The organism is Oceanospirillum multiglobuliferum, from assembly GCF_900167095.1.
Taxonomy (GTDB): domain Bacteria; phylum Pseudomonadota; class Gammaproteobacteria; order Pseudomonadales; family Halomonadaceae; genus Oceanospirillum; species Oceanospirillum multiglobuliferum.
Genome location: NZ_FUXG01000030.1, coordinates 17,673 through 30,280 on the forward strand (window position 1 = coordinate 17,673; position 12,608 = coordinate 30,280).

Consider the following 12,608-nt stretch of genomic DNA (forward strand, 5'->3'; position numbering starts at 1 on the left):
GACCGCCAATAGTGAAGCGCATGGTTCAGATTATTGTAGCACTCAATCTGTTAATACCCTTATTCCCACATTGCCTGCAACAAAGGCAGCCACTGTAAAACTAGTGGCAGCGTTAACATTGCCAGTAAGGTTTGTGCAGTGGTGATAGCCGCCATTAATGGAGCGTCGCCACCCAATTGTCGCGCTAAGATATAAGCCGAAGTAGCGGTAGGCATGGCTGAGAATAAGATCAATACCGAGAGCATTAATGGCTCTAAGGCCAAAAATGAACCGACCAACAGCGCCATCACAGGCATCACAAACAGCTTGAGTATGCTTGAGGATACTAGCGGCCAAGAGGCTCCTTGTAGCGCTTTAATATCCAACGCTACACCTACCGCTAGTAGCCCCAAAGGCAAAGCCGCACGGCTGATAATATCAAAGGCTTGTCCACTCCAACTGGGTAAGCCGATACCCAGTAGATTAAGCGAAATACCCACCACACAACCAACAATCAGCGGATTTTTAGCGATCACTTTTATCGTGCTAAGCCAGCCCGCACTTTTGCCTCCCGCATAAGCGCTGAATATCAGAACACAGAGTACATTGATCAACGGGATCATGATCGCCATAGAAACCGCTGCCACGGTTAAGCCTTTGCTACCATATAACGCCTGCGCCGCAGCTAACACCACGTAGGTGTTAAAGCGTAATGCTCCTTGATAAATAGAGGTAAATGACGGGCCAGAGGTTGTGAGTAAAGGTTTGAGCAGTACCAATAGCCCTGTCATCAAAGCCAGTAGCAACACAATAGCAAGTGCGAGCTGATCAAGCGCCACCTCTGCAATTTTGGCGTTAGCCATTTTGCTGATCAGCATGACAGGGAAAAGAAAGAAGTAAGTGAAGCGCTCGGCCAACGGCCAAAAATCTCCACCGGGAAAACCCAAACGTTTTAGTACGGCTCCTGCCATGATGACTAAAAAAACAGGGATTAAAGCATCTAGAACAGAGAGCATGACAGACCACCTTGAAGGATCAAAAAAGAAGTGTAACGAAGCCAGCGTAGAAAGATAAGTACCTGTTTTTGACGACTCCTTCCAAAGCCAATGAGCCTAAGCGAGATACTTTGATGGGAGATAGATAGCGTGGCCAACATCAAGTTGGCCTATCTTGATTAGCTGTTAAACCTAATGCTTTGCTAGCACTCAGTTTTGAGCGCTACTAAAAATTGGATAGATAGCGCCTACAAAGAGCATGTTTGCTCTGTTTAAAAGAGTGCCATAAACGCAAAAAACCGCTGCCCAGTCTCACTGAGCAGCGGTTTTTGATAAGACGTTAAGCGCTAGGATTTCTTTTTACAGCTCGAAAAGCCCAGTGGTAGATACATCGGGCACCAACCCACGGCTGCTGTGACCAGTAAAATCACACCCACAGCACCAAACCACGACTGAAACATCACGCCTGCGCCGATGATACACAGCCCCAGCACCACTCTTAAAATACGATCGGTTTTGCCAACATTACATTGCATAAGACACCTCGCGTCCGTTGAGCCTTCGGAATTAGAACCCTCTAATAATCACATGCTTGTGCGGTCAAGCAAAGCCAAAAATAGGATTCAGTTGAGCTGTGCCAAGATGGCTTTCACAAAAGGCGCTTTCTGTTGACCATAAGCCTCTTGTTTCTCAATTCCTTGTGACAGGATCTGCTTTTTGGTGTTTTCATACTGTTCGCGTGCGGTGGGAGTTTCAAGCAAGTAGCGCTTATAGGCCAACTGCTTGTGATGCTCCTCGCTGTTGAGTTCGATCACATGGGCGTGAATTAAATAGCGCACGCCCTTCACGATTACCGCACCATCTTTTCTGGGGCGATGGACTGGAAATGGTTGTGCACTGACCTGATCCTGAAACCCTAATGCCGCAAGATGCTGAACCGCTTTGCTCAGTTGGCCTGTTGGATACAAGATCGACAGATCAATAATGCCCTTCCCCCCAACCTTGGCGGCGGTGGAGCCAAAGTGAAGCACCTCAATTTCGTCGGTGCGAATCGTTTGAATCAACTGCTCCGCCACCTCTAGATAGCAGGCGCTCCAAGGTAAGAATCGGGCGGGTATTGTTTCGTAGGGCAGTATGTTGAGCATTAGGGTGCAACCTCTAACACTTGCTCCATCCGTTGCATGGTGTCAGTAAAATAGGGATTCCAACTGAGTCGGGCATGCACTTTACCCGCCTCCTGATACCCCCATGCGGAGTACCAAACGGCCGCACCGGAGCGACAGGTCTGCTCTTGCTCTGCCTCTTGTCCATTATTGCAGATTCGCTGCTTGCCCATGCGCCCATAATGCGGGTTATCTTCTCGGTAAAGCGCACTCATATGTGATCCGGTGCTGATCTGCTGATCAGGCAAACGCATCGACAACACTTGAATATTGGCCGATTCTAAAGGCTTTTCACCAAACCAAATCAATTGTTTGTACGGATGAGTAAAGCCTGTTTCAAACAGTTTCAATGCCGTATCAGGGTCGATGACGCTATCCGCTTCGGCCACGGCCATAAATACCGGAACAGTCAGGGCTTGAGTCGCCAAGCGCTCGCGCGCCAATTGGGCGCTTTGTTGATAAACCGCTACGGCCTGCATCGGCAAAGATTCATATTTGGCGATGTTGTCCTCCTGGTCTTGATCCGCCCAAGTCATCAGATGACGCAAAAACGGCGACAGGGGCACAAAAGGGTTCTGCGGTTCAAAGGCAGGTGAGAACAGTAATAAGCCTGAGACCTTTGGGTTTTCACTGGCCTCAATGGTCGCCAAGTTCGCCCCTGTGGAATAACCGCCTAACCACACCTGATCATGGCTTTGGCTTAACAGCGCAGTGTGATGTTTGACGAGGGCGCGCCAGTCGGCCAGCTCTGGCAACATCAAATCTTCAGCCTTTGAACCATGCCCCGACAGCAGCACGGTGCGCACCAAAAAGCCTTGTTCAACCAAATGCTGTGCCACATCCACAAAAGAGAATGGTGAATCACTTAAGCCGTGTATTAACAGTGCCGCCTTACCATTGGGTTTGTTAGGTATCAGCTCAAAGGGGCTGTTGATCTGCACCTCATGGGCATGATCTGCGGTATGAAAACGGCGATTCGCCCACAGCCATTGCTGTGTGTCTTGAATATAGTGTTGAAAATCGGTTTGTTGATACGCGGGTAACGCTTTTGCCACGGTCACAGGCTTGTGACTGCAAGCACTGATCATTAAAGCAAATAACAAGGTTAAACCAAAAATGGTAGTTCTCATGGGTCAGTCCGAACCTAGGGGCTATTGACGTTTTATATGGGGCAAATTTATCTCCCCTTATCTCCTTTCATAAAAAAGCTTACCGACTCACTGAATATGTTCAATTAAGTCTGGGTTGTCGATTAAAACAGCATAATGATGTTGTACGTGATTCAAGATTGGGTTGGCGGTTACCTCGTTGTAACTGTGTACTGTTCGATACCGATCCTGAAGCTGAACGTAAGCCTTTTAACGAAGGTGTTTGAAGTATTCAGTGTATCAGTTTTTACATGCACGAACAGAGCGCCCCTCCAATAAACCAATGCCCGTTTCTTAGGCAACTATGGTACAGTGAGCACTTTCCGCGGCTTGTATTTTACTGAGCGCAGAGAGGCATCACTTTTGTCCCTGCCGAGCAAAAAGGCTAAGCCGTCCGCAGACATCATGATAGAAGGAAGATCCTGGGAAAATGCCTAATGCAATTCCTGAAGATTCTGTCGGTATTGTTGAACCGCAATCCGCGCGTTTTGACTCCCCGCTAGAGCTGGCGTGTGGCCGTACACTCGACAGTTATGAACTAATCTATGAGACCTACGGTACTTTAAATGCGCAACGCTCAAATGCAGTGTTGATCTGTCATGCCCTTAGTGGCACCCATCATGCCGCAGGCTACCATTCTGTTGACGACCGTAAACCGGGTTGGTGGGATGCTTATATTGGCCCCGGCAAACCGATTGATACCAGTCGCTTTTATGTGGTCTGCCTGAACAACCTTGGCGGTTGTAACGGCTCTACAGGCCCGACCAGTATTGATCCTAAAACGGGCAAGATTTTTGGCCCTGATTTCCCCGTGATGACCGTACCGGATTGGGTGAATAGCCAAGCCCGTTTGGCGGACTATCTAGGGATTGACGTCTGGGCAGCGGTTGTAGGCGGCTCGTTGGGTGGTATGCAGGCGTTACAATGGTCGATCAGTTTTCCTGAGCGAATGTTGCACACCGTAGTCATTGCCGCAGCTCCTAAGTTGACGGCACAAAACATCGCCTTTAACGAAGTGGCCCGTCAGGCGATCATGTCAGACCCTTGCTTTCACAATGGTCGCTATGCGGATCACAACACCCTGCCGCGCCAAGGTTTAGCTCTGGCGCGTATGGTGGGGCACATCACCTATCTGTCAGAAGATTCGATGGGCGATAAATTTGGTCGAGATCTGCGCTCCGATAAGATCAACTTTGGTTTTGATGTTGAGTTTCAGGTGGAAAGCTACCTGCGTTATCAGGGTGAGATGTTCTCAGAAGCCTTTGATGCCAACACCTATCTGTTGATGACCAAAGCACTGGACTATTTTGATCCGGCGGCGGCCTGCAATGGCAATCTGGCGGAAGTGTTGAAACAGGCCAAAAGTGATTATCTGCTGGTGTCATTCAGTACCGACTGGCGCTTTGCACCTGCGCGTTCTGAAGAGATCGTTAATGCACTGACACAGGCGGGGCGTAATGTCAGTTACGCGTGCATCGAGTCCCCTCATGGTCATGATGCCTTTTTGATTCCGAACCCTCGCTATCAAGCGGTGTTCTCCGCCTATATGAATCGCATTGCCAATGGCATTGAGGCAGGTGCTCTATGAGTTTGAACCGTCCTGATCTGGCGATTATTCAACAGTGGGTTAAACCCAACAGCCGAGTTTTAGACTTGGGCTGTGGCGAAGGTGAGTTATTGAACTACCTGAAAACCCACAAACAAACCCACGGCTATGGCTTAGAGATTGACGCCGACAAAATCACCGCCTGCATCGCCAAAGGTGTGAATGTGATTGAGCAAAACTTGGATGATGGCCTGAGCAACTTCCAAGACCAGAGCTATGATCTGGTGGTGATGACACAGGCGCTACAAGCCCTACGCCGCCCTGATCTGATGCTGGAAGAGATGCTGCGCGTGGGTAAAGAGTGCATTGTGACTTTCCCCAACTTTGCGTACTGGCGTTGCCGCTTGTACCTGAGTTTGAAAGGGGAGATGCCCGTGTCCAAGTCACTGCCACACACTTGGTACAACACGCCCAACATTCACCTTTCGACCTTTAGAGATTTTGAGCAACTGTGCCGCAGTCGCAACTTCCATATTTTGGATCGCGCGGTGGGCAACAGTGAGCACGAAACCCATTGGGCAACTCAAATTTGGCCTAACCTTTTTGGTGAAGTGGCCATTTATCGTGTCAGCCGTTAAACGGCTGACCGATTTTACAGTCTACTGATCAGTCTAACTTGCAGTTACTCCCTCAATTCTTTTGCACAAGGAGCCTTGTTATGCGTCACTTGATGCACCGCTTTTCTCAAGTCGTTGCGCTGTCTCTCAGTCTGTTTCTGCTGACCGCTTTCAGCTTAAAAGCGCAAGCAGAACAGTTTGAACAGGTGGGTGATTATCAGATCCACTACAACACCTTCACCACCGGATTTTTACAGCCACAAGTGGCGCAAGCCTATGGCATTGTGCGCAGTCGCTATCAGGCGATGGCCAATATTTCGGTGTTAAAGAAACAAGCTGATGGACAGTACAAACCTGTAGAAGCCATCGTAAATGGCGAAATGTCTAATCTTGTGGGACAGACCGTGGGACTGAGTTTTCGCAGCATTCGTGAGCCTAATGCGATCTACCAGATTACCACCTTTACCTTCACCGAAGATGAGCCGATCCGTTTTCGCCTGATGGTGCGCTATGATCCGAATCAACCCCCGTATGAACTCAGCTTTATCAACCGCTTTTATGGCGAATAACCTGAATTAATGAATCAAGAGAACATTCTGATGACTCAAAAATTAGTTTTAGCCAGCGGTAACAAAGGTAAGTTGCGTGAGTTTGGCGAAGTTTTATTGCCGCTGGGTTTTGAAGTGGTCGCTCAATCTGAATTCAATGTGCCAGAAGTGGACGAAACAGGGCTGACCTTTGTTGAAAACGCGCTATTGAAAGCCCGTGAAGCCAGTCGTGTCAGCGGCTTGCCAGCCTTGGCCGATGATTCCGGTATTGAGGTTGATGCACTGAATGGCGCACCGGGTATCTATTCTGCCCGCTTTTCAGGCGCAGGTGCCACAGACCAGCGCAACAATGAAAAGCTACTTGCTGAGCTGGCAGGATTAGACAAAAGCCAACGCACAGCGCGCTACTGGTGTGTATTGGTTTATCTACGTCATGCCGATGACCCGACACCGATTATTGCCCAAGGGTCATGGGAAGGTTCCATTCTGGAGCAACCGCAGGGCGAAGGGGGTTTTGGTTATGATCCGCTGTTCTGGATTGAGGAGCTGAACTGCACCGCTGCACAACTGACACCGGAGCAGAAGAATCAGCGCAGCCATCGTGGCAAAGCCACACTCGACTTGGTTGCTCAACTTAAAAAGAGAACCCTCTAAATGTCTTCCGTGCCTGTACTTGCGTCCCCTGTGCTACCGCCGCTCAGTTTGTATATCCATATCCCTTGGTGTGTACAAAAATGTCCGTACTGCGATTTTAACTCTCACGGGTTAGACCGCTTGGCAGGGCAAGCGATGCCAGAACAGGCTTACGTGCAGGCACTGTTAGCCGACTTAGATCAAGACCTGCACTGGGTGCAAGACCGCCCCTTACAGAGCATCTTTTTTGGTGGAGGCACACCAAGCTTATTCAGCCCTGAGGCGATTGCGGAAATTCTGCGAGGGGTCGAGGCACGTATCCCTTTTGTTGAACAGATCGAGATCACCCTTGAGGCCAACCCCGGCACCGTTGAACAAGCGCGCTTTGAAGGCTATCGCCAAGCGGGCGTGAATCGCTTGTCGATTGGTGTACAAAGCTTTGATCCAGCCCAACTGAAACGCCTTGGCCGTATTCACAACAATCAAGACGCCATCCGTGCCGCAGAAAGCGCCCGCCAAGCAGGGTTCAACCGCTTTAATTTAGACCTGATGCACGGCCTGCCCGAACAAACCGAAGCACAAGCCTTAGCCGACTTGCAGCAAGCGATTGACCTGCAACCGGATCACCTGTCTTGGTATCAACTGACCTTAGAACCCAATACCCCATTTTATCAAGCGCCCCCACCGTTACCGGATGACGACGCCCTGTGGCAGATCCAGCAAGCAGGCCAAGCCTTAATTGCTCGTGCAGGTTATCAACAGTACGAAGTCTCGGCGTATGCGTTAAATGGCAGCCAAGCGCGACATAATCTGAATTATTGGCAGTTTGGTGACTATCTGGGTATTGGTGCTGGTGCACACGGCAAGCTCACAGCCATAAGCGAGTCTGGAGCGCTAGAGATTATTCGCACCACCAAACATCGCCACCCCAAGCAATATCTCCCCGCCGTGCAATATCGCAACGCGTTAACGCAGGTTGAGCCAGATGAGTTAGCGTTAGAGTTTTTTATGAACGTGTTGCGGTTAAGGCAGGGTGTACCCGAAGCGTTGTACAAGCAACGCACCGGACAAGATTTGGATCAGGTCGCACCGATTCTGACCCGCCTACAACAACTGGGGTTATTGCAAACGGGTACAGGGCAACTTTGCACAACAGAGGAAGGTTTTATCTACCTGAATGCCGTATTAGAAGCGTTTTTGGAGGCGTAATTATATTTATGCCGTAGCATAAAATATGACAAATCTTAGACAGCACTAAGCTGAGCTTATATTGCAATAGAGCTGCTTTTACTCGTTAGAGGCAGATATTAATTGGAAAAATTTATAACCGATTTATAAGCTAGAAGCATTTTTATCAAATAAACCTTATTTTTGTGTCATATTAACTGTAACTATTCATAAAAAACCCCCACACCAAGTATTAATACCAATAAAACTAGGGGTATCCCTAGTTTTATATTAGAGCCTATTAGGTAAGAATTAAATCACCAAGCTTAGAGGTAAAAAGACTTCTCATGTACTTGGGTTAATTTTCTATCTAAATAAAAGGAACTTCACAATGTCTAACTTAAGCGCGGGCGGCTGGTCAGAGTTTTCTAGCGATATCAACGCAGATCAAATGAAAGTTTTTCAATCAGCAATGGAAGGCCTTCTAGGCGTACAATATTCACCTGTAGCAGTAGCTCAGCAGGTTGTTGCGGGAATGAACTATAAGTTTTTCTGCAATGCAAAAGAAGTTTACCCTGGTGCAGGCAATGAGGCTGCAATGGTAAGCATCAGCCTACCTGTTAACCAGCATCCAGTTATTACTGATATTTCTCGTGTGTAGCAATTAGAGTAAGTGCTAAGCACCTGAATAAAAGTATTACGGTATTTTCCGGCCTCTGGCCGGAAAATATAGAAGGAGTAATACAACTCATTTTTTGTATTACTTCTTCACCCAACCGTTACCTAAATCGATATACTGACCAGCCTCAGTTTTCTCGATCACTTTTTTACCTGCAAGACTTTCTACTTCTTGTAAGGCAATGCCGTTATTAATCGCCAGTTCTTTATAGCGAGCCGAACGTTTGCCGTTAACCTCGTTAACCAAACCAGAGACTTGTTCGCTGTGACTTACAATACCCAAATAGCCCGTGTAGCGCTCGCCCACCCAGCCGTTACTTTTGGCATCTGCCAGTGACACGGCAAAGGCGTTACCAATTAATGTCAGACTCAATAAAGCAGCAAGGCTTAGTTTTTTGATCAGGTTCATGTTGTACTCCTTAAAACAGATCGCTGTCTTCGCTGAATAAATCGTCCAGCTGCTTGTCTACTTTGATCCGAATCTCATGATCAATTTTGACATTTAAATTGATCGTAATCGGCTCTTTGGCCGCGACCTCTATTTTGGGCGTACAGGCGGCCAGCCATATAGCAGCTAACACCAGCGCACCACGAGAGATCAAATCTCGTTTTATCATTTGGTTTTCCTTTTCATGCGATTATCCAAAGAGTCATTTAATTGCTGTGTCAAACGCAGGGCTTTCAGCAAAGTTAAAATATTTTGCTCGCTGTTGAAGTTGAAGTTCACAGGCTGATTTTCTGCTTTGTTTTCACCTTCAATTTGCAGCTCTACCTTTAAGTTACCGCTGCGCGCCATCTCTAAATGCCCTCGCAGCTGGGTATAGTCTAAATAATTTAAATGCCGCAAGCTGCTTGCTAAAGTTGCCTGTTGCTGCAACATTAGCTGCCAAGCAGGGTTATTTTTCAAACTAATCACACCGTTGGTATCAGACTCTAGCATACCCTGTTTAATCTCAACGCCATCTGCGTAAAGTTTCAGTGGTAAACGACCAGACACGCTGCCTGTGACTCTGATTTTCTGCTCGTTGCTCGCGTTCACCAGTTTTTGCAAATCTAATTGTCGCAAACTCACCAAACTATCCACACCCTGTTCAGGTATTGGATAACTCAACTGATCTAAGTTAAAGCGACCACCCCATAAATCACCTTGTAAGGCTGACACTTGCCCTGTGAACATTGTACCTGCCTCAGTTTTGCGGTGCTCTGCGTTTAAATTCATTCGCAAGTTTTGCAGTTCAACCCCCGCCCATAGACGCTGTAAAAACAACTGATTAGCACGTAACAGTAGCGGTTGAGACTGGCCTTGATAATGCACATTTAACGGCACAGATAAGCCCGACCACTGATAGCCTAAATAACGCCCCCCACCTTGCTCTAAACCTAGATCAAACTGCCCTGAACTCTGGCTTAAATCAACAGCGTTTAAATTCAATGCACCGTTGAATTGCAGCCGCCCATCACTCAACAGCAGGTCTTCAGGCAATTTCAGCATTTGCGCCCAGTTGCTCAACATGATTGGTGCAGTGCTAAAAATATAAACACGCTTAGCCGTATTCGGTGTGGCACGCTTGTTCAATGCCAGTGCGTCGCTATTCAATACCACTAACAGCGGTAGCTCTGGGGTTAAACTTTGTAGCTGAATATGAGGTTGCTGAGGCGTACCCGAAAGCTCTGTTTGTAACACCAGCGCCAGCGGCTTTTTAAGCAACGCATGTTTAACATTTAGCGTGGTATGTACGCTGGCGGCCAACTGTAGCAACCCGTTAGCCTTCTGCCACAATAACGAAACAGGGCTGTTGAGTTGGCCAACACCTAACTGGAATTCTTGCACTTTTAGTGCTGGGGTTTGCAGATGGGTTTCTGCACTTTGATAGCTGAAACTCTCTGCGCTATTACGCCAATAGCCGCTACTGTTGAAGGCCAAAAGGGCAGGTTTTTCAGCTTGAGACTCAACTAAATTGCCCTGTGCATTAAAGCTTGCTCGGGTTGTGATACGGCCTTTCTGCTCAGTGCTACTTAGCATCACCTCTGTCAAATCAACCTCTATCTGCGTCGGTTGTACCGCAACGGCAACCTCTTTAGCCATTGCTAGCTGAGTTTTTGAGTTCGCCTGCCAGTTTAGCTTTAAGTTGGGCAACAGCAGCTGTTGGCGCGCCAAATCTAACCGCAATGAGATAGGACTCACCTGCAACCAACCCGCTTTAGGGGCTTGAAAGTTGGCCTGTTGCGTCGGTATCAGCTCGGCTAAACAGTTGGCACTGTGGCGCAGATTCACGCCCGCTAACCCAAGCTGCCATCGGCCAAAGGCTTGCAGTGGTATCTGTACATCAAGTTGTAATGGCTCGCCTGCTTTTAGATGACAATCCTTTGACAGTGCCTGTCCTTTGGGTGGCGTGTTCAGTTGTAACTGAGCGTTCATGAGATCAGTATTCAACTGACCGTTGAGGGCTAAAGCGTATTCAGGGGCAAGGTCTGTTGTAGCGTTTAAACCGAAACGCCATTCACTTTGTTGTTGGTTGATCTGTAAGTCGAGCTGAACACGGGTACTATCAGCCAAGCGCACTTGAACATCAGGGAGTTGAATCTGCGTTAACCCCACCCAAGCCGCCCAATCATTAAAGCGAACCAGCTGTGATCTAACGTCTTCCAAAGCTTGGTTAATCTGTGCAACACGTTGCGCCAGCATTACCGAAAAGTCGGCTGGGGGGCTGACAGGTACGGACATTGTAGGATCAGGGGCCGCAACAGGTGTCGAGCCAGCTTGATAAACCACCGGCCCCGCGTGTAACAGCCCTTGGCTTTTCTGCCAGTGAATTGCGGTAAAATGAAACTGCTGCCCTTTCGCTTGTGCCAAGCTTAAACGGTCAATCTGATAAGGTTCAGACCAACTTAACTCGGTCAACTGCCAGCCTTTTTCTTTCACGCCATAATTCACCACAGACGGCAGCCAGTGCGCCCGTGTTAACCATAACGACAGCAGTAACAACGCCAGTATTAGAACTAAGCCACTGAGGATAAAAATCCATTTTCGTAGTCTCATCAACAGATAGAGCATATTGAGACGAAGCTGATCCATAAATACGTTTGGCCTTATGACGTAATTTGCGCCTTAGTATACTCTAGACAACCTTAGACTTAATTTGAAATCATCGGCCACGCCCTCAATCATCACAACAGTGCACAACATGCAGATACTTGACTCAAGCCACTACCTGACTAGCCAATGGGCGGGCGGTAAAACCACCCAGCTTTGGATTTATCCTGAAACCGCTTCTCTACAAAATCGAGACTTTCAAATTCGCATCAGCTCCGCCCTTGTGCAACAAGAGGGCGCGTTCAGTGATTTTTCTGGTTTTAATCGCGCCTTGTTAATTTTGGAAGGCGAAGGGCTTGAGGTTTTACAACACAACCCAGCCGAAACCAAAACATTTAACCTGACAAAAACCTCTGACACTTGGTACTTCTCAGGCAGCGATACCGTATATGCCAAGCTGATTGCGGGGGATGTAGTCGATTTTAATCTGATTACCGCACCAGAGATCAAAAGCGAAATGTCGTTAAAGCGGCTTGCCGCCAATCAGACACTTGACATATCAGCCTCTAAAACCCTGTTGTCTGGTGTTTATCTGATAGCAGGTGAGGCCACACTCTCGACTGGAGAGTGCCTGAATGTAGGGCAGTTATTGCTGAGTGATCAAGAAATCAGTCTACGAGCAGGATTGGAAGGGGTTACATTGATTGTGATCTCGTTGGCGCATAGATTTCCTTGTCACACCCTATAAGGGCTTAGCGGCAAATTCTGAGTGCAACACCTAATCCAATATCGGGTAAGGTGTTGTTATGACATACAAAGAACTCAACATAGAAGAGCGTGCCACTATTCAAATTGGCCTGCTTCACAATCTCAGTCTGCGAAGTATTGCTCGCCTACTTGATCGAAGCCCCTCAACAATCAGTCGAGAGATTCGTCGTAACCAGCTTGCCGATGGCCTATACGAAGCACCTAAGGCTCAAGCCAACCGTCAGGCTCGAAGAGTAGGCTGTCGACCAGTGAAAAAGCTTGCTCAGGGTAATGAACTGTTTGACCTCGTGATTTTGATGCTGCGTCAGAGGTTCTCTCCACAGCAGATTGCG

At 48.0% G+C, this 12,608-nt stretch carries 15 protein-coding genes; 8 read left to right on the forward strand and 7 right to left on the reverse strand.

Annotated elements, in window-relative coordinates; translation table 11 throughout:
• Window positions 1-59 precede the first annotated feature (59 nt).
• The 4 genes from B5D26_RS14935 to B5D26_RS14950 form a co-directional block, all read right to left on the reverse strand.
• The gene (locus B5D26_RS14935; RefSeq protein ID WP_078746521.1) at window positions 60-995 is read right to left on the reverse strand and encodes an AEC family transporter; all 936 of its coding nucleotides are present in this window, start codon (window positions 993-995) and stop codon (window positions 60-62) included.
• A gap of 326 nt (window positions 996-1,321) precedes the next feature.
• Entirely contained in the window at window positions 1,322-1,510 is a 189-nt protein-coding gene (locus tag B5D26_RS14940; protein WP_078746522.1) for a YgaP family membrane protein, read from the reverse strand.
• 87 nt (window positions 1,511-1,597) lie between these two features.
• Window positions 1,598-2,119 (reverse strand): GrpB family protein, encoded by a 522-nt coding sequence (locus B5D26_RS14945; RefSeq protein ID WP_078746523.1) that lies wholly within the window; start codon window positions 2,117-2,119, stop codon window positions 1,598-1,600.
• On the reverse strand, window positions 2,119-3,267 hold the full coding sequence (locus B5D26_RS14950) for an alpha/beta hydrolase (RefSeq protein WP_078746524.1): 1,149 nt from the start codon (window positions 3,265-3,267) through the stop codon (window positions 2,119-2,121). Before B5D26_RS14950 ends, B5D26_RS14945 begins: the two co-directional genes overlap by 1 nt.
• A 448-nt stretch (window positions 3,268-3,715) precedes the next feature.
• Between B5D26_RS14950 and metX the strand changes: the two genes are divergently transcribed.
• From metX to B5D26_RS14980, 6 genes are all read left to right on the forward strand, one after another.
• Entirely contained in the window at window positions 3,716-4,873 is a 1,158-nt protein-coding gene (gene metX / locus B5D26_RS14955) for a homoserine O-succinyltransferase MetX (RefSeq protein ID WP_078746525.1), read from the forward strand.
• Window positions 4,870-5,469, forward strand: coding sequence for a methionine biosynthesis protein MetW (gene metW / locus B5D26_RS14960; protein ID WP_078746526.1), 600 nt, complete (start codon window positions 4,870-4,872; stop codon window positions 5,467-5,469). The genes metX and metW overlap by 4 nt, the downstream gene beginning before the upstream one ends.
• Before the next feature lie 80 nt (window positions 5,470-5,549).
• Window positions 5,550-6,017 (forward strand): DUF4426 domain-containing protein, encoded by a 468-nt coding sequence (locus tag B5D26_RS14965; protein ID WP_078746527.1) that lies wholly within the window; start codon window positions 5,550-5,552, stop codon window positions 6,015-6,017.
• A gap of 30 nt (window positions 6,018-6,047) precedes the next feature.
• Window positions 6,048-6,650 (forward strand): RdgB/HAM1 family non-canonical purine NTP pyrophosphatase, encoded by a 603-nt coding sequence (gene rdgB, locus B5D26_RS14970; RefSeq protein WP_078746533.1) that lies wholly within the window; start codon window positions 6,048-6,050, stop codon window positions 6,648-6,650.
• A complete protein-coding gene (hemW, locus tag B5D26_RS14975) occupies window positions 6,651-7,838 on the forward strand; it encodes a radical SAM family heme chaperone HemW (protein WP_078746528.1) in 1,188 nt (395 codons plus the stop codon).
• Between the two features lie 349 nt (window positions 7,839-8,187).
• The gene (locus B5D26_RS14980) at window positions 8,188-8,457 is read left to right on the forward strand and encodes a hypothetical protein (protein WP_078746529.1); all 270 of its coding nucleotides are present in this window, start codon (window positions 8,188-8,190) and stop codon (window positions 8,455-8,457) included.
• A 99-nt stretch (window positions 8,458-8,556) separates the two neighbouring features.
• Here B5D26_RS14980 and B5D26_RS14985 read toward each other — a convergent pair whose 3' ends face one another.
• Genes B5D26_RS14985 through B5D26_RS14995 form a run of 3 tightly spaced genes read right to left on the reverse strand, consistent with a single transcriptional unit; the run spans window position 8,557 to window position 11,550 of the window.
• Window positions 8,557-8,883, reverse strand: coding sequence for a YdbL family probable chaperone protein (locus tag B5D26_RS14985; protein WP_078746530.1), 327 nt, complete (start codon window positions 8,881-8,883; stop codon window positions 8,557-8,559).
• 10 nt (window positions 8,884-8,893) lie between these two features.
• Window positions 8,894-9,091 (reverse strand): YnbE family lipoprotein, encoded by a 198-nt coding sequence (locus tag B5D26_RS14990; protein WP_200810703.1) that lies wholly within the window; start codon window positions 9,089-9,091, stop codon window positions 8,894-8,896.
• The gene (locus B5D26_RS14995) at window positions 9,088-11,550 is read right to left on the reverse strand and encodes an intermembrane phospholipid transport protein YdbH family protein (protein WP_078746531.1); all 2,463 of its coding nucleotides are present in this window, start codon (window positions 11,548-11,550) and stop codon (window positions 9,088-9,090) included. Before B5D26_RS14995 ends, B5D26_RS14990 begins: the two co-directional genes overlap by 4 nt.
• A 109-nt stretch (window positions 11,551-11,659) precedes the next feature.
• Here B5D26_RS14995 and B5D26_RS15000 point away from each other — a divergent pair, with 109 nt between their 5' ends.
• Both B5D26_RS15000 and B5D26_RS15005 read left to right on the forward strand, forming a co-directional pair.
• On the forward strand, window positions 11,660-12,256 hold the full coding sequence (locus tag B5D26_RS15000; RefSeq protein WP_078746532.1) for a HutD/Ves family protein: 597 nt from the start codon (window positions 11,660-11,662) through the stop codon (window positions 12,254-12,256).
• Between the two features lie 58 nt (window positions 12,257-12,314).
• Window positions 12,315-12,608 (forward strand): helix-turn-helix domain-containing protein (locus B5D26_RS15005; RefSeq protein WP_143833126.1); only part of this gene is annotated, 294 nt, incomplete at its 3' end.

Excerpts from the sequence above, each read along its gene's own strand:
- B5D26_RS14935 (WP_078746521.1), bottom strand. The coding sequence starts at position 995 with ATGCTCTCTGTTCTAGATGCTTTAATCCCTGTTTTTTTAGTCATCATG.
- B5D26_RS14940 (WP_078746522.1), bottom strand. The coding sequence starts at position 1,510 with ATGCAATGTAATGTTGGCAAAACCGATCGTATTTTAAGAGTGGTGCTG.
- B5D26_RS14945 (WP_078746523.1), bottom strand. The coding sequence starts at position 2,119 with ATGCTCAACATACTGCCCTACGAAACAATACCCGCCCGATTCTTACCT.
- B5D26_RS14950 (WP_078746524.1), bottom strand. The coding sequence starts at position 3,267 with ATGAGAACTACCATTTTTGGTTTAACCTTGTTATTTGCTTTAATGATC.
- metX (WP_078746525.1), top strand. The coding sequence starts at position 3,716 with ATGCCTAATGCAATTCCTGAAGATTCTGTCGGTATTGTTGAACCGCAA.
- metW (WP_078746526.1), top strand. The coding sequence starts at position 4,870 with ATGAGTTTGAACCGTCCTGATCTGGCGATTATTCAACAGTGGGTTAAA.
- B5D26_RS14965 (WP_078746527.1), top strand. The coding sequence starts at position 5,550 with ATGCGTCACTTGATGCACCGCTTTTCTCAAGTCGTTGCGCTGTCTCTC.
- rdgB (WP_078746533.1), top strand. The coding sequence starts at position 6,048 with ATGACTCAAAAATTAGTTTTAGCCAGCGGTAACAAAGGTAAGTTGCGT.
- hemW (WP_078746528.1), top strand. The coding sequence starts at position 6,651 with ATGTCTTCCGTGCCTGTACTTGCGTCCCCTGTGCTACCGCCGCTCAGT.
- B5D26_RS14980 (WP_078746529.1), top strand. The coding sequence starts at position 8,188 with ATGTCTAACTTAAGCGCGGGCGGCTGGTCAGAGTTTTCTAGCGATATC.
- B5D26_RS14985 (WP_078746530.1), bottom strand. The coding sequence starts at position 8,883 with ATGAACCTGATCAAAAAACTAAGCCTTGCTGCTTTATTGAGTCTGACA.
- B5D26_RS14990 (WP_200810703.1), bottom strand. The coding sequence starts at position 9,091 with ATGATAAAACGAGATTTGATCTCTCGTGGTGCGCTGGTGTTAGCTGCT.
- B5D26_RS14995 (WP_078746531.1), bottom strand. The coding sequence starts at position 11,550 with ATGGATCAGCTTCGTCTCAATATGCTCTATCTGTTGATGAGACTACGA.
- B5D26_RS15000 (WP_078746532.1), top strand. The coding sequence starts at position 11,660 with ATGCAGATACTTGACTCAAGCCACTACCTGACTAGCCAATGGGCGGGC.